Raw genomic sequence first — 17,763 nt, 5'->3', positions numbered from 1 at the left:
GCCCTGGGGCGACGCCGGCCGGGCCGATACCTTATCATCCGGTTTTCCCTACAGGAGCGCGCAGATGGGTGAAGTCGGGGTCGTGCTGGCCATGCTGCTGGCGGTGGTGGCAAGCGGCTACCTGGTGCGGCTGTTGCCGATTGCCCTTCCCCTGCCGCTGGTGCAGATCGCCCTGGGCGCCGCGATCGCCGGCCTGGGCTGGCACCCGGTGCGCCTGGAGCCGCATACCTTCTTCATCCTGTTCCTGCCGCCGCTGCTGTTCCTGGACGGCTGGCGCATCCCCAAGGTCGGCCTGTTGCGCGACAAGGGCGTGATCCTGGAACTGGCGCTGGGTCTGGTACTGTTCACCGTGCTGGGAGCCGGCTTCCTGATCCACTGGCTGGTCCCCGAGCTGCCGCTGGCGGTCTCGTTCGCGCTGGCCGCGATCCTGGCCCCGACCGACCCGGTGGCGGTGGGCTCGATCGCGGCGCGGGTGCCGATCCCGCCGCGCCTGATGCACATCCTGGAAGGCGAATCCCTGCTCAACGATGCCAGCGGCCTGGTGTGCTTCCGCTTCGCGGTGGCGGCCACCCTCACCGGCACCTTCTCGCTGTCCAGCGCGGCCCTGACCTTCGTGTGGGTGGCGCTGGCCGGCATCGCCAGCGGTGTGCTGCTCACCCTGGCCATGGGCATCGCGCAGCGGCTGCTGGCCAGGCACTTCGGCGAGGAAGCCGGCGCCTCGATCCTGCTCAACCTGCTGCTGCCTTTCGGCGCCTACATCGTGGCCGAGCACATTGGCGCGTCCGGCATCCTGGCCGCGGTGGCGGCCGGCATCACGATGAGCTATGTGGAGCTGAGCGGCCGCGCGCTGGCCACCACCCGGATCCGCCGCAACGTGGTGTGGGACACCGTGCAGTTCGCGCTCAACGGCGTGATGTTCGTGCTGCTGGGCGAACAGTTGCCGGACATCGTGCGCGCCGCCCTGCATGGCCCGGACCTGCCGGAGCCGCGCGATATCTGGTGGCTGGCCGGTAACGCGCTCCTGATCAGCCTGAGCCTGATCCTGCTGCGCCTGGCCTGGGTGTGGGTGTCGCTGCGGGCCTCGCGCATGCTGGCGCTGCGCAACGGCCGCGAGGGCATCATGCCGCGCAAGCGCCTGATCTTCGCCACCTCGCTGGCCGGGGTGCGCGGCGCGATTACCCTGGCCGGCATCCTGACCCTGCCGCTGGCCATGCCCGGCGGCGAACCCTTCCCGGGACGCGACCTCGCCGTGTTCCTGGCCAGCGCCGTGATCGTGGTCTCGCTGGTGGTGGCCAGCGTCGCCCTGCCACGCCTGCTGCGCGGGCTCGAACTGCCGCCGGAGACCGCGGCCGAGGCCGAGGAAGAGCAGGCGCGCCAGGCGGCGACGCTGGCGGCACTGGGCGCGATCGACCGGGCCGGCCCGCCCCGGCTTCTCGACGAACAGGATGCCGAGATCCACGCCAGCGCGGCGGAACAGGTGCGCGGCCTGTACCAGCACCGTCTTGGCGGTGGCAGCAGCGACGGCCTGCATCCGGCGCGCGCGCGGGTGGCCGAGGAAGCCGAACGACACTATCGCCTGGCGGCCCTGAACGCCGAACGCCAGGTGCTGCTGCACATGGCGCGCCACAACCAGCTGTCCGACGAAACGGCGCGCCGCCTGGTGCAGGAAATCGACCTGGTCGAGGCGCGCTACCGCTCCAGGGGCGGACACTAGGCCTTCCTTGGGCGGGACTACGTTATCTTCCTAACGGTGGCGGCTGCGGCGACGGGGTAGGATCGGGCGACCCCACAGCGAAAAAGCCATACCATGCCCAGCGAAGAACACGCCAGCGCCGCCGCGCCACTCAGCGACCCGCCTGCCGCCGCCAGGGCCGCGGGCCTGCGCTACGTCCATGACGACCGGCCCGGCATCCGGCGCGAACGGCAGGGAGACGGGTTTCGCTACCTCGACGCCGCCGGCGACCCGGTGACCGACGAGGCAACGATCAGGCGCATCAAGTCGCTCGTGATCCCGCCCGCCTGGACCGACGTCTGGATCTGTTCCCAGGCCAACGGCCACCTGCAGGCCACCGGCCGCGACGCGCGCGGCCGCAAGCAATACCGTTACCACCCGAAATGGCGCGCCGTGCGCGACGAAGTGAAGTACGAGCGCATGCTGAGCTTCGGCCAGGCCCTGCCCGCGATCCGCACGGAGGTCGACCGGGCCCTGTCCCTGCCCGGCATGCCGCGCGAGAAGATGCTGGCCACCATCGTCTACCTGCTGGAAGCGACCATGATGCGGGTCGGGAACGAGGAATACGCGCGCACCAACAAGTCCTTCGGCCTGACCACACTGCGCAACCGCCATGTCAAGGTGGACGGCAGCGAGGTCGAGTTCCGCTTTCGCGGCAAGAGCGGCGTGTACCACAAGGTGCAGGTGCATGACCGGCGCGTGGCGCGCATCATCCGCCGCGCGCGCGACCTGCCAGGACAGGAACTGTTCCAGTACGTGGACGACGAGGGCGAAACCCGCAGCATCGATTCAAGCGACGTCAACGACTACCTGCGCGCCATCACCGGTGAAGACTATACCGCCAAGGATTTCCGCACCTGGTCGGGCACGGTGCTGGCGGCGCTGGCCCTGCAGGAATTCGAGAAGTTCGATTCCGAAGCCCAGGCCAAGAAGAACATCGTGCGCGCGATCGAGTCGGTGGCCGAGAAACTCGGCAATACGCCCTCGGTGTGCCGCAAGTGCTATGTGCATCCGGTGGTGCTGGACGCCTACCTGGAAGGCACGGTACTGGAAAGCCTGCGCGAACGCACCGAGCAGGAACTGCTGGACGACCTGCATGCCCTGCAGCCGGAAGAAGCGGCGGTGCTGGCCATGCTGCAGCAGCGCCTGCGCCATGAGCAGGAGCAGGAGCAGGAGCGGGTGAAGAACAAGGAAAGGGAGCGGCGGGAGGGGGCGCGCAAGCGTGGCCCGCGCCGCGCGGCCGCACAGACAATGAGAGGAAGCGCATGAACAGGGATGATACAAGCGGATGGGCCATCGAGCAGGTGGCCGCCTTCGACCACCAGGTGACCGGCGTTTCGGTCTCCGAAGACGGCCGGCTCTTCGTGAATTTCCCGCGCTGGACCGAGGACAGCGCCGTATCGGTGGCCGAGCTGCGCCAGGATGGCAGCCTGCGTCCCTACCCCGACGCTGGCTGGAACGCCTGGCGCAACGCACGCAAGGACGAGCTGGAGCCGGACCGGCACTGGGTCTGCGTGCAGAGCATCATGGCCGACGGCCGCGGCAGCCTGTGGGTACTGGACCCGGCCGCCCCGGCCCAGGCCCACCTGGTCTCCGGCGGCGCCAAGCTGGTACAGGTCGCGCTGGCGGACGACCGCGTCACCCGCAGCATCGTGTTCGACGAGGACGCCGCTCCGCAGGGCTCCTACCTGAACGACGTGCGCTTCTCGAAGGACGGCAAGTACGCCTTCATCACCGATTCCGGCGTGGTCGGCGCCCTGCTGGTGCTCGACCTGGACGCCGGCAAGACCGTGCGCCTGCTGGACGGCCACCCATCGACCCAGATGAGGAAGGGCCTGGTGGTCACCGCCGACGGCCGGGAGCTGCGCCGCCCGGACGGACGCGGCGTGGAATTCTCGGCCGACGGCATCGCCCTGTCGGACGACGGCCAGTGGCTGTACTGGCAGGCGATCAAGGGCGACACCCTGTACCGCATCGCCACCAGCGTCCTGACCGGCAAGGGCCTGCGCGGCGAGGATGTCGGGGACGAGGTCGAAGAATATGGCCGCAACGGCGTGTCCGACGGCCTCCTGATCCCGCGCGGCAGCAACAAGATGCTGCTCAGCGCCGTGGAAGACGATGCGGTGAAGGTGCGCGACCTCGATGCCGGGCCGTCGGGTGCGCCGCGCATCCTGGTGCAGGACCCGCGCCTGCGCTGGCCCGATACCTTCACCCAGGGCCCGGACGGCACGGTCTACCTCACCGCCTCGCACATCCAGGACTCGGCCTTCTTCAAGCCGGACGCGCCGCCCGCGCTGCCGACCCAGCTGTGGAAGCTGGTGGGCGGCAGTTTCTAGCCCTTACTGGATGAAATAGCCCGACACCTTCCAGCTGCCATCCGCCTCGCGCATCGGGATCACGGTCTCGATGCTGCTGCGGGCCTTGAACTCGGTCTGGTACTGCAGCACCACATAGTGGCCGTCGGGGGCACCCGGTAACGAGCGGGTGTAGCGGCTGGAGGCGAGCTTGCGCGACTTGACGGCGCCAAGCGGCGTGCGCGCGCTGCGCAGGGCCGCGTTCCACTGTTCCTGGCTGACGGCGGCGCGGAGCTCGCTCGCGCCCTGGCTCCAGCTGTCGGCATACTTGCCCTCGTCCGCCATGGCCAGCCAGGTTGCGGCCGCGGCGCTTGCGGCCTGGACGGCGCCGGCGGGCTCCTGGGCGCCGGCAGGCTGGATCACGGCGGCGACGGACAGCAAAACGGCAGCGAATTTCATGGCGCTTCCCTGGTGGTTGACGAAACGCCAGACAGCATAACCGAACACTCCCGCCCGATTGTCGCGCTTTGTTGCAGCTGCGGCCCGGCCCTTACGCGCGCTTGGACTGGAACTCGGACGAGGCGATGTCCGCGAGGTCGCACAGTGCCTGCAGCTCGGCCGAGCGCAGGCGGCGCGGCTCGCGGTCGATCACGCACAATGTACCCATTGGCAGGCCGCTGCGGTCGCGCAGCGGTACCCCCGCGTAGAAGCGGATATGCGGCTCGGCCAGCACCAGCGGGTTCTCGCGGAAACGTTCGTCGGTGGCGGCATCTTCGACCATGAAGGGTGCATCCTGCAGGATGGCATGCGAACAGAAGGCCCATTCGCGCGGGGTTTCCTGCGGACCCAGGCCGATGCGCGCCTTGAACCACTGGCGACGCGCGGTGAGCAGCGATACCAGCGCGATCGGCGAACCGGTCACGGTGGCCGCCAGCCGCACGATGCGGTTGAAGCGCTCCTCCTGCGGACTGTCGACCAGGCCGGATGCCGCCAGCGCGGCCAGGCGGCGCGCTTCGTCGGCTGCGGCCGGATAGGTTTCGTCTCCCTGCAGGAGGAATTCGGGATCGGTCGGCGCCTGCACCAGGGTTTCGCCGGACAGGGAGCCCGACAGCGGACCGGTACGGTCCAGCATGGCCTGGATCGTGCTCCGGCGGGTGCGGCGGTGGCCACCCGGCGTCTTCCATGAGGGGATGGCGCCACTTTCCATCCACAGCTGGACGGTACTGGTCGCGACACCCAGCATGCGGGCCGCGGCGCTGGTAGTGAGGATCGGATCCTCTTCGGTGAACTTGCTCTGCATTGGCTGTCCTGGTTATCCGGTGGAAGTATACCCGAAATGACGAAATTCATCATTTAAAACACGCATTCCAGAGATTAGTTTCCCTTACCAACAAATACATCATATTTAATTGCCAATGGGAAATTCTTAGTGCATAATCAGGACCGAATTCCTCATTTCATCTTGGTCTTTTATCAACTTTTTTTGTCTTTACATAGAAGGCTACCATGCGCTTTCTTCATCAGGCCGGCATTGCGAGCAGGCTGACCACCGCATTTGCGCTGATCCTGTCGCTCACCCTCATCCTCGCCGCATTCTCGGTATCGCGCGTGAACAGCATCGAAGCCGCACTGCACGGCGCCGACGCGGTCAGGAACAGCGAACTGGAACCCTTGTATGCCGCGCGCGAAGCACTGGCCCAGACCGGTATCGCGGCCCGTAACGCCTATATCTTCAAGGACGAGGCGGCGGCGCGGCGCGAACTCGACCTTGTCGACGCACGCAAGGCCGAGTACCTGGCCGCCCTCGCCCGCCTCGACCCGAGCCTGCGCGGCGACGCGCAATACGGCAAGGTCCGGGCCGGCATGCTGGCGATGGCACGCGAACTGGAACGGCCGCGCGCCTTCCTGGCCAGCGGCGACCTGGACGGCTTCGGCCGCTTCCTGGTCGAGGAATGCAGCCCGCTGCGGCGGAGCATCGTGGCCGACATCGACCTGCTGCTGAAACAGCTGCAGGCGCGCACCGCCGCGGCGGTCGACACGGCCAAGGCAGAGGCGTCCGGGGCGCGCTACTGGATCACCGGCCTGAGCGCGCTCGCGGTGCTGCTATGCGTGCTGGTGGCGCTGGTGCTGGTGCGCAGCCTGCTGGCCCAGCTCGGCGGCGAGCCGGCCTATGCCACCCGGGTGGCGCAGGCGATCGCCGGCGGCGAGCTGCACCACCCGGTGGACACGACCCGCGCCCGTCCGTCCAGCCTGCTGTACGCGATGAGCGCGATGCGCGACGGCCTGAGCGCCATCGTCGGCAAGGTGCGCGGCGGAACCGATGCGATCGCCTCGGCATCGGTCCAGATTGCGTCGGGCAACCTCGACCTGTCGACACGTACCGAGACCCAGGCCGCCGCGCTGGCAGAAGTCGCGAGCGCCATGCGGCACCTGATCGAATCGGTGCGCCAGAACGCCGATTACGCGGCGCAGGCCAGCGAGCTGGCCGGCAGCGCGTCGGGCATGTCGGTCAAGGGCGGCGCCGCGGTGGAACAAGTGGTCAGCACGATGGCGCTGATCGACGCTTCCTCGAAGAAGATCGTCGACATCATCGCGGTCATTGACGGCATCGCTTTCCAGACCAACATCCTGGCGCTGAACGCGGCGGTCGAGGCCGCGCGCGCGGGCGAACAGGGCCGCGGATTCGCGGTCGTGGCGAGCGAGGTGCGCAACCTGGCGCAGCGCTCCGCCGGCGCGGCCAAGGAGATCAAGGCGCTGATCGAGGACTCGGTGACCAAGGTCGGCATGGGCGCCGTGCTGGTGGGCGAAGCCGGCGCAACGATCCGCCAGGTGGTCGACGGCGTGCACCGCGTCAGCGGCATCATGGCGCAGATCAGCACCACGAGCAGCGTCCAGCGCGCCGACATCGAGCGTGTCGACGGCGCCATCGCGCGACTGGACGAGATGACGGTCCAGAATGCGGCGCTGGTGGAAGAAGCGGCAGCGGCGGCGCAGTCGCTGCGCCAGCAGGCGGAGGCGCTGGCGGCGGTGGTGAACACCTTCCAGCTGGACGAACCGGCAGGCGACCCGCGGCCCCGGCTGGCGCTGCGCTGATCAGCCCGGGCCCGGGTGCTCGAATACCTGGCGCAGGTAGGCCAGGAAGGTCTCGTCGGTACACATCGACTTGCCCGGCGTGTCGGACAACTTGGCCACCGGCTGCCCGTTGCAGCGGGTGAGCTTCATGACGATATTCAGCGCCGGATAAGGCGTGTCGTTGGTGAGCTTGGTGCCGATGCCGAAGCCGCACATGGTGCGGTCGGCGAAGTGGCGGTACAGGGCCAGCGCCTTGGGCACGGTCAGCGCGTCCGAGAACACCATGCGCTTGGAGCGCGCGTCGATGCGCAGGCGGGCGTAGTGCGCCAGCGCCTTCTCGCCCCACTCCACCGGATCGCCCGAATCATGGCGCAGGCCGTCGAACAGCTTGGCGAAATACAGGTCGAAGTCGCGCAGGAAGCCGTTCATGCCCACCACGTCGGTCAGCGCGGTGCCCAGGTCGCCCCGATATTCCTGTACCCAGTCTTCCAGCGCGGCGGTCTGGAAGTCGCGCAGGCGCACCCCGAAGGCCTGGTAGGCCTGCAGGTATTCGTGGGCCATGGTCCCGATCGGCACCAGCTTGTATTTCTTCGCCAGGTAGACGTTCGAGGTGCCCTTGAAGAAATGCGGCAGCTCGCGCGCCAGGGTCGCCACCACTTCGTCCTGCCAATCGCCGGAAAAGCGCCGGCGCACGCCGAAGTCGAAGAACTCGAAAGGAGTGGCGCGCGGCGGCTCCTGTTCGAAGGCGCGCAGCTCGTCGATCTTCTGGCGCAGCCGCACCCGCGCCTCGGCCAGCGCCACCTCGCGGTCGAAGCGGCGGAAGTACAGTTCGTTGACGATGTAGAGGACGAAGATCTCGAAGCCCATCACGTGCACCAGCGGGCCGGTGGCGCGGATGCGCAGGTGCGGACCGTCGGTCTCGACCTGGATGAACTTGCGCTGGAAGCGGAACAGCGTGAGGAAGTCGGCAAAGTCGCTCTTGATGAAGCGCAGGCCGCGCAGGTAGGCTACTTCATCCTCGGTGAACATCAGCGAGCACAGGTGGTCGAGCTCGCGCTCCACCTCTTCCTTCAGCTCGGCCAGCGGATAGGCCGGCTCGTTGCGGCAGCGGAATTCATACTCCCCGTTCGCGCCCGGATGGCTGTGCAGCAGCGCCTGCCACATGGTGAACTTGTACAGGTCGGTCTCGAGCAGGCTGCGGACAACGGGTTTCATCGGACTCCTTCAGGCGGTGGCGGCATCGTCGTGCTGGCGTTTCCCGCTGCGCCTCGTGCTGCGCTTCTTCGGCGCCAGCATGGTGCCGGTACAGCCCGGCGTGCCGCAGCGACAGGCGAACAGCTTCTTGAGCGCTGGCGTGTGGCGCTCGTCATAGATCAACGCGTAATTGTAGTTCAACTCCTCGCCTGGCTCGATGTCGCGCATCGCATGGATGTAGACCCGGCCCTCGTCCTCGAAGGCCTCGCAGTTGGGCGAGCAGGCATGGTTGATCCAGCGCGCCGCGTTGCCGCGGCTGCCGCCGTCGATCACGCGGCCATCGGCGAGCGTGAAGTAGAAGGTGTGGTTGACCGGTCCGCCGGCCTGCGCCGCGCGCCCGGTCGCCTCGTCCCAGCTGATGCGCTCGCCCCGGTATTCGATGATGCGCTCGCCGGCGGCGATCGGCCTGAGCGCGAACACGCCGTTGCCGTGGATGGGAGACTTCCTGACTTCGTAGGCCTTGGCGGCGGCGGTACGTGCGCTGGTGCTCATCGGGTCCTTGGGTGGGCATGTCGAGCACGTATTATGGCGCCAATCGCCCGCGCGCTGCCGCACATTTTGAAGCGCGGCGGCAAGTTCAGGCCGGGGCCGGGCGCCCGCCCTCACAAGGCAGCATCCCGGCGCTGGACACCAGGCGCTCGGTGCTCCAGCCGTCCCCGAGCAGGACCATCCGGCTATGGAAATCGTCGCCCGGCGAATGCGCGACAGCTGGCGCCTGCTGGCACAGCTTCTTGTCACGCAGCGCCACGTAGAGCAGTTCGCGCCGGCGCGCGAGCGAGCGCCAGAGCGCATGGGCGCCGGCCGACTGGCGCGCGCCGCTGATCAGGCAGTTACCGCCGTCCAGCCACCAGCGGTAGACCGCACTCGCGAGGCCGCGGCGCTGGTAGGCCGGCCGATACTTGGAATGCGGCGCGCGCAGGTGGCGGTCGGCGCGCCGGTCCAGCTCCACCAGGCGGTTGAACACCGTGTAGCCGGCCAGGCGCCGCAGCTGGACGTCTTCCACATAGACATAGTGTTCGCCGTCGGCTTCCCGGTGGCGAAACACCAGGCCCGGATAATCGCCCGGCGCCACCGGCACCGTGGCCAGCCCGTGCAGCCGGTGGCCAGGGCGCTGCATGCGGCGGTACAGCTCATCGAGTTCGCGCCCCAGGTCCTCGGGACGGTGCACCACGTCGATCCTGAGCTCCACCGGGCGGCGCCAGTCCCAGCCGGATCCGGGCGCCAGGATCGTGTCAGCCATCGTCGGCTCCGCAGCGCGGTACCCAGTGGCCGCTCAGCAGCTGGCGCGGGCGCGCGCGCCCCTGCACCTGCGCGCTGCATTCCCGGCAGATGGAGTCGATCGCGAAGCTGGTGCGCCAGCTTGTGCAGAACCCGATTGGGTGACCGGGCCGCGCACGTTCACCCGACGCCCAGACGACGCGCGGCGCCTCTGCGCACGGCGCAGGCGGCGTGCCGCCAGGCTGGGCCGCCGCGGCGACCTCGCCGAACATCAGCTGCCCGGCCAGCAGCGCCGCCAGCGTGACGGCCAAGGCCTTGAGCACATTGCGCCGCCATTGCGCCTTGCGCTCCAACAGGTGTTTCGCAAGACGCCGCTTGCTGCGCCGCTCCACCCTCTGCTCCATGCGTTGCCTGGCGCGCAGCGCCGCATCCCGGTCAAACAATCCCGGTCGGTACATTGACATCGATTTTCCTCCAGTTCGCCCCAGGCGGGGCATCGTCATGCCGCGGCCTCCGGGCCGCGGATCGTGCTTGCCAGCTAGCTCGGAACCTGCAGCGCGGCGCGTGGGCAGCCGGCGCCGGCGCAAGCCCGAGCCAGCGCAAGGCCGGCGTGGCCCCGCGTCCGGCCTGACCGGTAGATGCCGGTGGAAGTAACAGGCATCATGCCGTCCCCTGTCGCGCGTGGCCGGCATAGGCATTCAGCGAGACCAGCGGCGCCGCATGCGCCATGCGTGCCGGCCCTTCCACGCCGACGATGTCGACCTGCATCGCATGCCCGTGCGGCAGCTCGATCGCGACGCTGCATCCTTCGGCATGCCCGAGCAGCCCCAGTGCCAGCGGCGACAGGATGGTCACCCGCGCCAGCAGGACATGCGCGTCATACGGGCAGGCGATCAGGATCGCGCTGGTGTCGCGCGCGTCGGCGCCGATGCCGTGCTCGCGCGCGAAGCGGTGGAGGATGGCCAGATCGTGCTGGCTCAGGGTCTGCCTGGAGCACATACGATGCCTTTCCCAGCCCGGGCAGGGCTGGCCGACGTTAAGGAAACCGGCCGCAGGCCGGGGTACGGGCCGCGCACGCACGGCAGCAACAGCAGGTCGCACCCGGTGCGGGCCAGCAGCGCACGCACGTGCGCCCGCCAGCGCCACGCCGCCCATGGGCCGCTTGCGGCCTGGGACAGCACCAGCACGTCCGGCCGCGCCATGGCGGCATGCCCGGCCACCACCGCGTACCACGGCTGGCGCTGCAGCGCGAGCATCGGGCGGACCTCGCCCTCTTCCAGTTGCGCGGCGAAGCGCTGGCCGGCCGCGCGCGCGGCGGCTTCGCTGCGGCGGCGGCAGGCATCGAGCGCGGCGTCGCCGACGCCCGCGGCACGCATGCTGCCTTCTCCGCTGACGCGGCAGCCGTGCAGGAGCGTGAAGCGCATCGGCGGCAGCATGCCCATGGCGCACCGCAGACTGTCCAGCGAAGACCGCGAGAGGTCGGTCGGGAACAGCGCCTGGCCGCCACGATAGGGCCGCGGCAAGCCGCTACGCACCAGCAGCACGGGTCGCGCGCCGCCGTCGGGCGCCCTGAGCGCCCCGAGCGCGCGCGCGGCGTTATGCCTCACCGGCCCGCAAGGATGCGCTTGCCAGTGGAGCACGAGCATTTCGCCGCCAGGCCGGACCGCGCCGCTCTCCAGCGGCAGGGAGCAGGTTTCGGTGACCACATCATTCCTCCTCGATCGATGCTGGCTTGTTGCGTTCTTCAGGCCGCCAGGCGCCGGTCGCTGCCGTCGCCTGGCCGGTCCGGCCCCACGAGCAGGTCGCATGCTCCCTCGTCCATCAGCTTTTGCATCACCTTGCTGCTGGACAGCCGCGCGCCCGGATGGCAGGCGCCGCGTCCCAGCACCAGCAGGTCGGCCTGCTGGCGCCGCACGCAGTCGCGGATGACGTCGACGGCACGTCCGGCATGCACTTCGCGCCGGCCGGGCGGCACATCGCGCAGGAACAGCGCGACGAACTCGTCGAGCTTCCTGCGCGCGGCTTCCCAGCCCTGCTCGCGGTAGGAACGGATGACGCGCGGCGGCAATTCCAGGTCGTGCATCATGGCCGTTTCCGGCTGCTGGAAGGCATGCACGAAGACGAAGCGGGCGTCGGGCGCGAGCAGCGCCGCCGTGCGCGCCGCCGCCAGCGAGGCGCGCGAGAAGTCGGTGGCCACCACCACGCTGCGGTATTCGTGGCGCGGTTCGCCATGCACCAGCAGCATGGCCCCACGGCACAGGCGTACCACGTCGGCGTCGCGCGAGGGCCGCGCCCATAGTGGCAGGTGCGGCCGGCCGCTGCCCGCCATCAGGGTCAGGTCGGCCCCGATGCTGTCTGCGGTGCCGGCGATGACGTCGGCCGGACGGCCGCGCCGGACCGTCCACACCTTGTCCAGCTCCCCGGGGGCCGCGAAGGCGCCGAGTTCCCTGGGCTCGCCCTCGACCAGCGCCCTGAGCCTGCCGCCGTCGACCTGGACGTGGCTGTAGGCGGTGGCGGGACGCACCCCGGTGCCGGCCCAGTGCAGGGCCAGCACATCGAAGGCATCGATGCCCAGCGCGGGCGCCAGCAGCGCGGCCCGCGTTTCGACCCGTCCGGGATGGGTGCCATGGATGGCCAGCAGGATCCGGTCGATGCTACGCACGGTACCCTCCCTGGACGGCCTTGTTCGGGGCGTGGCGTGCGAGCGCCGCGACGCGCTGCCGGTAGGCCAGCTCCTGCAGCGCGTCGTCCAGCTGGCGCCGCAGGGCCGCGCTACGCTGGCCTGCGGCGGCGATGCGTTCCACGGGGCCGGGCTGCGGCCCGGGCGCCGGCTTGTGCTCTTGATCGCTCATGGCATCTCCTTCTTGCGTTGGTGACAGGTGACGGGGACGTCCGATGCCGCGCACCGGCATCGCGCGAGACATCAGCACGGCAGGTGTGGCGCCGGCTGCACCTCGACGATTTCCAGGCGCAGGCTGCGTCCAAACGCGAGCGCGATGTCGACCGTGCAGCCCTCGGCGTGGCCAAGCAGGCCCAGCGCAAGCGGGGCCAGCACCGGGACGCGCGGCGCCATGGCCTGCGCATCCTGGGGGCAGGCGATCACGATCGCATCGATGTCGGCGCCTCCCGGCAGGCGTGGATGGACGCCGGTGCCGCAGGAAGCGATGCGGTAGCGCACGCTCGACCCGAGCGCGACACGGCGCCCCCCGCTGCCGACGTCGCCGCCGCTGGGAAGCGCGCGCGCGAGCGCGGTCAGGCTCGCGAGGCGGCGCACGGCGGCCTCGATCCGTTCGGGATCGGTCGAGCGCGCCCGTATGAGACGTGTCAGGACAGCCAGGTCGCGCTGGCTGAGGTAGGTTTGGGTACACATGGTTTGCCTTTCCCAGCCCGATGCGGGCTGGCCAACAGGAACGAATGGCGTGCCGCGGCACCTGCTTCAGCAGATGCGCAGCGCTTCAGACGATGCTTGTGGTGGACGCTCGGGAGAGCCCGGAGGCTCTCGCCGAGCTCAGGAGAGGCAGGCGAGATCGCGCGTCGATCGCTGCGCGAGACGGGCGTGGAAGACGCTCAGTCCGAGCGACAGCGGATGGTGGCGGAAATGGTCTGCAACCCGGGCAGCGCCAACGGCACCAGCGCGCGGGGTTCGCACGCTGGAGGTACAACGGATGCCGTGATGGAGGATGCTGCGCATGTTCGGGTCGGAACTCATCGGATTGGATACCGGACCAGTATATACCACCTGGTTTTTTCGTCAACCGAGCCTGCGCCAGGCGCCGGGCGCGCCGCCGTAGGGCAGCACCGTTCAGGCGGGGAACTCTTCCTCGCGGTATTCCACGCCCTGCCCCTGCCCATCCGCGGCGGCGCGTCCGGCTTCTTCCCGGCGCAGTTCGACGCGCCGGATCTTGCCCGAGATCGTCTTGGGCAGCTCGCGGAACTCGATGCGCCGGATGCGCTTGTAGGGCGCGAGGCGCGCGCGCGCGAAGGCGAACAGCGCGCCGGCCAGCTCGCGCGAAGGCGCGACGCCCTGGCGCAGCGTGATGAACGCCTTCGGCACCGACAGCCGCAGCGGGTCCGGGCTCGGCACGATGGCCGCTTCCAGCACGTCCTCGTGCTCGATCAGCACGCTCTCCAGTTCGAACGGGCTGATTCGGTAGTCGGACGACTTGAAGACGTCGTCGTTGCGCCCGACGTAGAAGTAATAGCCGTCGCCGTCGACGGTGGCGGTATCGCCCGTGTGGTAGTGGCCGGCACGCATGACGGCGGCGGTCTTTTCCTCGTCGCCCTCGTAGCACAGCATGAGGCCGAGCGGGGCCGGATCGAGCGCGAGCGCGATCTCGCCTTCCTCGGCCGGCTGGTCGTCGATATCGAGCAGTTGCACCCGGTAACCAGGCAGCGGCCGACCCATCGAACCGGGCTTGAGCGGCTGGCCGGGCGGGTTCCCGATCTGGCAGGTGCTTTCCGACTGGCCGAAGCCGTCGCGGATGCGGATGCCCCAGGCCTGCTCCACCTGCTCGATCACTTCCGGATTGAGCGGTTCGCCCGCACCCACCAGTTCGCGCAGCGGCGGGCGCCAGGCCGACAGGTCTTCCTTGATCATCATGCGCCACACGGTGGGCGGCGCGCACAGCGAGGTGACGCCGCAGCGCACGATGGTGTCCAGCGCCGCCTTGCTGGAAAAGCGCTCGTAGTTGTAGACGAAGATGGTGGCGCCCGCGTTCCAGGGCGCGAAGAAGCAGCTCCACGCATGCTTGGCCCAGCCGGGCGAGGAGATGTTCCAGTGCAGGTCGCCCGGCTGCAGGCCGATCCAGTACATGGTCGACAGGTGACCCACCGGATAGCTCTGGTGGCTGTGCAGCACCAGCTTGGGCTTGGCCGTGGTGCCGGAGGTAAAGTACAGCAGCAGGGGATCGGTGGCCCGGGTGTCCCCGTGCGGGCTGAACACCGACAGCACGCCGCGGCTGTCCTCGAAATCGTGCCACCCCTCCGGCTTCGAGGCAGCACCCTGGCAGCCGACCGCGATACGGGTGAAACTGCCCGCCATGCCCTCGAACTTGTGCGCTTCCGAGGCCAGGGCCACGACATGCCTGACCTGGCCGCGCTCGAGCCGGTCCTGCAGGTCGGCGCCGGAGACCAGCATGGTGGTCGGCACCAGCACCGCGCCGAGCTTGATCCCGGCCAGCATGGTCTCCCACAGCTCGACCCGGTTCGGCAGCATCAGCAGCACGCGGTCGCCCCGGTTCACCCCGCACAGGCGCAGGTACTCGGCCACCTGGCTGGAGCGCGCCGCCATGTCGGCGAAGGAAACCTTGTGCTCGCTGCCATCCTCCTCGACTACCCAGAGCGCGGGCGCCCCGTTGTTTTTTGCCATCTGGTCAAAATAGTCGAGCGCCCAGTTGAAGCGGTCGAGCTGGGGTGCGCGGTAGTCGCAATAGGCGGTCTCGTAGTCGAGACGGTGCTGCAGCAGGAAGTCGCGCGCCTGCAGGAAGCGCTGGGTTGGCGTCATGGTGTCTCCTGGGTCAGTCCCGCTTCAGGGCCGTCACGCGCATCTCGCCGGCCGGCTCCATCATGTCGATCACGCGGCAGTCACCGCACATGCGCAAACGGTCGAGGTGGCCACTGAAGGCCGGATGCGCCGCCAGCCGGCCGAGCATGTTCTCGACCATCTGCAGCGTGCCGAAAGGCTTGTCGCAGCGGATGCAGTGGAAGGGCTGCGATTCGTTGAGCACCACTGCATGCTTGCGCGTCTCCTGGAAGGACAGGCGCGGCACCAGCGTGATCGCGTCCTCGGGGCAGGTGCTGGCGCACAGGCCGCACTGCACGCAGTTCTGCTCGATGAAGCGCAGCAGCGGTGCGCCCTGCCCATCCTGTAGCGCGCCCGCCGGGCAGGCGCCGACACAGGACATGCACAGGCTGCACGCCTTGCGGTCGACCTCGAGCGCCCCGAAGGGCGCGCCGGCCGGCAGCGCCACCTGGTCCGGCTGGCGCGGCGCGTGCAGGTGGAGGTGGGCGAGCGCATAGTCGAGCGAGTTGCGCTTGTCGTTCGCCAGGTGGAACACGGCCGGCTCGGCGGGCACCTGGCCGCGCGGCGCATGACGCAGCGCCAGCGCCAGTTCTTCCGGTGCGCCGACCCGCAGCAGTTGCACGTGCGGGCCCTGGTAGCCGAGACCGTCGAGCACCGCCTGCGCGATCTCCATCTGCCGGTCGAGCGCGGCCACGTACTGGGGCGCTTCGTGGCCGGTCATCAGCACCGCGACCCCGGCCGCCCCGTAGGCCACGGCGGCCAGCCAGACATCGATGCCGGTCGATGCCGTGTGCTGCAGCGCGAGCGGGATGATCCGGCCCGGCACGGCCTCCCCCAATTGTCCCAGCAGGGCCGCGCCGTGCTCGGGATCGTGCAGCAGGAACACCGGCTCGGCGCCGCCGGCCTCGCGGAAGGCGCGCAGCGCCGCCTGCATGCGCCTGCCGGTGAGCGCGGCCGGCGGGAAGGCATAGCTGATGGCACCGGTCGGGCAGACGGTGGAGCAGGCGCCGCAGCCGGCGCACAGGTAGGGATTGACCTTGATCCGGTCGCCGTCGCCGGCAATGGCCTGGGCCGAGCAGATCTCGATGCAGGCGCTGCAGCCCTTCTGGCCGTTGCGTCCATGGGCGCAGCTGCGCTCCTTGTAGGCGAAATACTTCGGTTTCTCGAACTCGCCCACCATCTCGCGCATGGCCTCGACCGCTCCCAGCCGGGCCGCTTCGTCGTAGCCGGGTGCATGGTAGCCATGCGGCCGCTGGTGGCTCGGAATCAGGCGGCTCGGGGCCAGGTCCAGCACCAGGTCGAAGCGGCCCTGGCCGGCCGGCTGGCCGGGCGCCTGCCAGCGCGCCTCGAAGGCGCCCAGCCAGCCGGCCAGCGCCACCGCGCGCGCCACGTGCACCGGATACGGCCGGGACGGCAGCGCATCCTGCTGGTCGAGCAGCAGCACGGTGACCGGCAGGCTCGCCGCCAGGCGGTCGGCCCACGGCAGGGCCTGCTCCGCGGAGCCGACCACCAGCGTGCGGCCGGCCGAGCGGTAGTCCACGGTGAGCGTGGCTTCGTATGGGGGAAACGCGTCGGCGGCCAGGATGGCGGCGCTCCTGGCCTGGGCGTCGCGGCCCTCCTGCAGCGGGTCGGACGGTGGATGCTCGGTGAATCGGATGTTCATGCGTTCCCTTGTGGTGTGGACGGCGGCGCCGGCGCGGCCTCGGGCGCCGGTCCATCTGCCTGGATAGGCGCCTGGGCCTGGGCCTGCCCTGCGGCGGCCCCGCCGTCGGCCGGCGGCTCGCCGAACAGCCGCGACAGCACGTCGGGGGCATGCTTGAGCGAAGCCAGCACTTCCGGCGCGAGCGGCGCCGCCTGGTTATAGTCGTGCATGTAGAGGTCGAGTCCGTCGACCAGCTTGAAATGCGGATCGGCGAACAATTTTTTCAGGGCAAGGCGCTGCACCGACTTGTCGACGCCCCTGGCCACGAAGGCGGAAAAATCGTCCTCCGGGGTGAGGCAGGCCGCGTCTTCCAGGGTCGGCGGGGGACGCTGCTCCTGCGCCGTGCCGGCGCCGCCGGCAGGCGGCGGGAGCGCCACTGCCTTGGCCTCGGCCGCGGCCGGCCGGGCGATTGCGGCCCCGCGTGAGGGCGCGGCCGGCGCACGGTCGGGCGCGGCGGGCGCTTGCTCGCCGCCGGATTTCAGGCGCGCCCAGCGCCGCAGGAAGCCTTCGTCGGGCATCGTCGTTCCACTCATCCGTGCTGGCGGCCGCGCCGGCCCCTCGGCTGGGGCTGGTAGTGTTCGCGCAGGTAGGCGGCCAGCCAGGCGTAGATGTCGGCGGGCATGGCCACGCCGTCGGCCTGTTCGCCCGAGTCGAACATGCGCGTGCCTTCGACGTAGCTGACCGAGGCGCGCACCGGGACCGCCTTGCCCTCCTCCATGCGCCACAGCACGAAGACCTTCGATTCCGGCGCCATGCAGTTCTCGTAGTAGCCCTCGTGCTCGTCGGTGTACAGCTCGAGCTCGAGTCCGGACACCAGGTAGTAGTCGCGTTCCGGGCTTTCGCTGAGCACCTGCAGGCGCGGCAGGTCGCCACGGTCGGGCACCACGCCCACGGCGCCCCAGGCCTCGTCGGCCCAGCGGTGCTGCACGGTGCGGCGCTGCATGATCACCGCGATCGGCATGCTTGCCAT

Annotated in this window: 19 protein-coding genes; 4 read left to right on the top strand and 15 right to left on the bottom strand. The window is 69.6% G+C overall.

Annotated features, from left to right (window positions below; all coding sequences use genetic code 11):
• Positions 1–64: 64 nt before the first annotated feature.
• The 3 genes from LCI23_RS15805 to LCI23_RS15795 all read left to right on the top strand — a co-directional run bounded on the left by LCI23_RS15805 (position 65) and on the right by LCI23_RS15795 (position 4,068).
• Entirely contained in the window at positions 65–1,714 is a 1,650-nt protein-coding gene (locus tag LCI23_RS15805) for a Na+/H+ antiporter (protein WP_224947401.1), read from the top strand.
• Positions 1,715–1,807: 93 nt separating this feature from the next.
• Positions 1,808–3,001 carry a DNA topoisomerase IB gene (locus LCI23_RS15800; protein WP_224947400.1) on the top strand — a complete coding sequence of 398 codons (1,194 nt, stop codon included), beginning with the start codon at positions 1,808–1,810 and terminating at the stop codon, positions 2,999–3,001.
• Positions 2,998–4,068 (top strand): major royal jelly family protein, encoded by a 1,071-nt coding sequence (locus LCI23_RS15795; protein ID WP_224947399.1) that lies wholly within the window; start codon positions 2,998–3,000, stop codon positions 4,066–4,068. Before LCI23_RS15800 ends, LCI23_RS15795 begins: the two co-directional genes overlap by 4 nt.
• Before the next feature lie 3 nt (positions 4,069–4,071).
• On the opposite strand, the gene LCI23_RS15790 is transcribed toward LCI23_RS15795, so the two are convergent.
• The gene (locus LCI23_RS15790) at positions 4,072–4,485 is read right to left on the bottom strand and encodes a DUF4019 domain-containing protein (protein WP_224947398.1); all 414 of its coding nucleotides are present in this window, start codon (positions 4,483–4,485) and stop codon (positions 4,072–4,074) included.
• Between the two features lie 91 nt (positions 4,486–4,576).
• Entirely contained in the window at positions 4,577–5,326 is a 750-nt protein-coding gene (locus LCI23_RS15785) for a GAF domain-containing protein (protein WP_224947397.1), read from the bottom strand.
• A 206-nt stretch (positions 5,327–5,532) separates the two neighbouring features.
• On the opposite strand from LCI23_RS15785, the gene LCI23_RS15780 reads away from it, so the two are divergent.
• Positions 5,533–7,119, top strand: coding sequence for a methyl-accepting chemotaxis protein (locus tag LCI23_RS15780; RefSeq protein WP_224947396.1), 1,587 nt, complete (start codon positions 5,533–5,535; stop codon positions 7,117–7,119).
• Here the strand turns inward: LCI23_RS15780 and pncB are convergent, their stop codons facing one another.
• The 13 genes from pncB to LCI23_RS15715 form a co-directional block, all read right to left on the bottom strand.
• Positions 7,120–8,313, bottom strand: coding sequence for a nicotinate phosphoribosyltransferase (gene pncB / locus LCI23_RS15775; RefSeq protein ID WP_224947395.1), 1,194 nt, complete (start codon positions 8,311–8,313; stop codon positions 7,120–7,122).
• 9 nt (positions 8,314–8,322) lie between these two features.
• Positions 8,323–8,844 (bottom strand): SET domain-containing protein, encoded by a 522-nt coding sequence (locus LCI23_RS15770; protein ID WP_224947394.1) that lies wholly within the window; start codon positions 8,842–8,844, stop codon positions 8,323–8,325.
• An 85-nt stretch (positions 8,845–8,929) separates the two neighbouring features.
• Positions 8,930–9,592 carry an N-acetyltransferase gene (locus LCI23_RS15765; protein ID WP_224947393.1) on the bottom strand — a complete coding sequence of 221 codons (663 nt, stop codon included), beginning with the start codon at positions 9,590–9,592 and terminating at the stop codon, positions 8,930–8,932.
• Entirely contained in the window at positions 9,585–10,034 is a 450-nt protein-coding gene (locus LCI23_RS15760; RefSeq protein WP_224947392.1) for a hypothetical protein, read from the bottom strand. The genes LCI23_RS15765 and LCI23_RS15760 overlap by 8 nt, the downstream gene beginning before the upstream one ends.
• Positions 10,035–10,230: 196 nt before the next feature.
• Positions 10,231–10,569: a GreA/GreB family elongation factor gene (locus LCI23_RS15755; protein ID WP_224947391.1), complete on the bottom strand. Its 339-nt coding sequence runs from the start codon at positions 10,567–10,569 to the stop codon at positions 10,231–10,233.
• Positions 10,548–11,276 (bottom strand): hypothetical protein, encoded by a 729-nt coding sequence (locus LCI23_RS15750; RefSeq protein ID WP_224947390.1) that lies wholly within the window; start codon positions 11,274–11,276, stop codon positions 10,548–10,550. Before LCI23_RS15750 ends, LCI23_RS15755 begins: the two co-directional genes overlap by 22 nt.
• 38 nt (positions 11,277–11,314) lie before the next feature.
• Entirely contained in the window at positions 11,315–12,232 is a 918-nt protein-coding gene (locus LCI23_RS20705) for a universal stress protein (protein ID WP_224947389.1), read from the bottom strand.
• Positions 12,225–12,422: a hypothetical protein gene (locus tag LCI23_RS15740; RefSeq protein ID WP_224947388.1), complete on the bottom strand. Its 198-nt coding sequence runs from the start codon at positions 12,420–12,422 to the stop codon at positions 12,225–12,227. Before LCI23_RS15740 ends, LCI23_RS20705 begins: the two co-directional genes overlap by 8 nt.
• Before the next feature lie 71 nt (positions 12,423–12,493).
• Entirely contained in the window at positions 12,494–12,940 is a 447-nt protein-coding gene (locus LCI23_RS15735) for a hypothetical protein (protein ID WP_224947387.1), read from the bottom strand.
• 432 nt (positions 12,941–13,372) lie between these two features.
• Complete coding sequence (locus tag LCI23_RS15730; RefSeq protein ID WP_224947386.1) at positions 13,373–15,073, bottom strand: AMP-binding protein; 1,701 nt, start codon at positions 15,071–15,073, stop codon at positions 13,373–13,375.
• Positions 15,074–15,086: 13 nt separating this feature from the next.
• Positions 15,087–16,754: a 4Fe-4S binding protein gene (locus tag LCI23_RS15725; protein ID WP_224947385.1), complete on the bottom strand. Its 1,668-nt coding sequence runs from the start codon at positions 16,752–16,754 to the stop codon at positions 15,087–15,089.
• Entirely contained in the window at positions 16,751–17,311 is a 561-nt protein-coding gene (locus tag LCI23_RS15720; protein ID WP_224947384.1) for a DUF3306 domain-containing protein, read from the bottom strand. Before LCI23_RS15720 ends, LCI23_RS15725 begins: the two co-directional genes overlap by 4 nt.
• 11 nt (positions 17,312–17,322) lie before the next feature.
• Complete coding sequence (locus LCI23_RS15715; protein WP_224947383.1) at positions 17,323–17,763, bottom strand: DUF3305 domain-containing protein; 441 nt, start codon at positions 17,761–17,763, stop codon at positions 17,323–17,325.

The sequence above is a fragment of the Massilia sp. MS-15 genome (assembly GCF_020176695.1).
Taxonomy (GTDB): Bacteria; Pseudomonadota; Gammaproteobacteria; order Burkholderiales; family Burkholderiaceae_D; genus Telluria; species Telluria hydrophila.
The sequence above is the reverse complement of the archived record's forward strand: the minus strand, read 5'-3'. Positions and strand labels throughout refer to the sequence as shown.

Excerpts from the sequence above, each read along its gene's own strand:
- LCI23_RS15800 (WP_224947400.1), top strand. The coding sequence starts at position 1,808 with ATGCCCAGCGAAGAACACGCCAGCGCCGCCGCGCCACTCAGCGACCCG.
- LCI23_RS15755 (WP_224947391.1), bottom strand. The coding sequence starts at position 10,569 with ATGTGCTCCAGGCAGACCCTGAGCCAGCACGATCTGGCCATCCTCCAC.
- LCI23_RS15785 (WP_224947397.1), bottom strand. The coding sequence starts at position 5,326 with ATGCAGAGCAAGTTCACCGAAGAGGATCCGATCCTCACTACCAGCGCC.
- LCI23_RS15730 (WP_224947386.1), bottom strand. The coding sequence starts at position 15,073 with ATGACGCCAACCCAGCGCTTCCTGCAGGCGCGCGACTTCCTGCTGCAG.
- LCI23_RS15770 (WP_224947394.1), bottom strand. The coding sequence starts at position 8,844 with ATGAGCACCAGCGCACGTACCGCCGCCGCCAAGGCCTACGAAGTCAGG.
- LCI23_RS15760 (WP_224947392.1), bottom strand. The coding sequence starts at position 10,034 with ATGTCAATGTACCGACCGGGATTGTTTGACCGGGATGCGGCGCTGCGC.
- LCI23_RS15795 (WP_224947399.1), top strand. The coding sequence starts at position 2,998 with ATGAACAGGGATGATACAAGCGGATGGGCCATCGAGCAGGTGGCCGCC.
- LCI23_RS15780 (WP_224947396.1), top strand. The coding sequence starts at position 5,533 with ATGCGCTTTCTTCATCAGGCCGGCATTGCGAGCAGGCTGACCACCGCA.
- LCI23_RS15735 (WP_224947387.1), bottom strand. The coding sequence starts at position 12,940 with ATGTGTACCCAAACCTACCTCAGCCAGCGCGACCTGGCTGTCCTGACA.
- LCI23_RS15790 (WP_224947398.1), bottom strand. The coding sequence starts at position 4,485 with ATGAAATTCGCTGCCGTTTTGCTGTCCGTCGCCGCCGTGATCCAGCCT.
- pncB (WP_224947395.1), bottom strand. The coding sequence starts at position 8,313 with ATGAAACCCGTTGTCCGCAGCCTGCTCGAGACCGACCTGTACAAGTTC.
- LCI23_RS15715 (WP_224947383.1), bottom strand. The coding sequence starts at position 17,763 with ATGGCAAGCATGCCGATCGCGGTGATCATGCAGCGCCGCACCGTGCAG.
- LCI23_RS15720 (WP_224947384.1), bottom strand. The coding sequence starts at position 17,311 with ATGCCCGACGAAGGCTTCCTGCGGCGCTGGGCGCGCCTGAAATCCGGC.
- LCI23_RS15740 (WP_224947388.1), bottom strand. The coding sequence starts at position 12,422 with ATGAGCGATCAAGAGCACAAGCCGGCGCCCGGGCCGCAGCCCGGCCCC.
- LCI23_RS15725 (WP_224947385.1), bottom strand. The coding sequence starts at position 16,754 with ATGAACATCCGATTCACCGAGCATCCACCGTCCGACCCGCTGCAGGAG.
- LCI23_RS15805 (WP_224947401.1), top strand. The coding sequence starts at position 65 with ATGGGTGAAGTCGGGGTCGTGCTGGCCATGCTGCTGGCGGTGGTGGCA.
- LCI23_RS15765 (WP_224947393.1), bottom strand. The coding sequence starts at position 9,592 with ATGGCTGACACGATCCTGGCGCCCGGATCCGGCTGGGACTGGCGCCGC.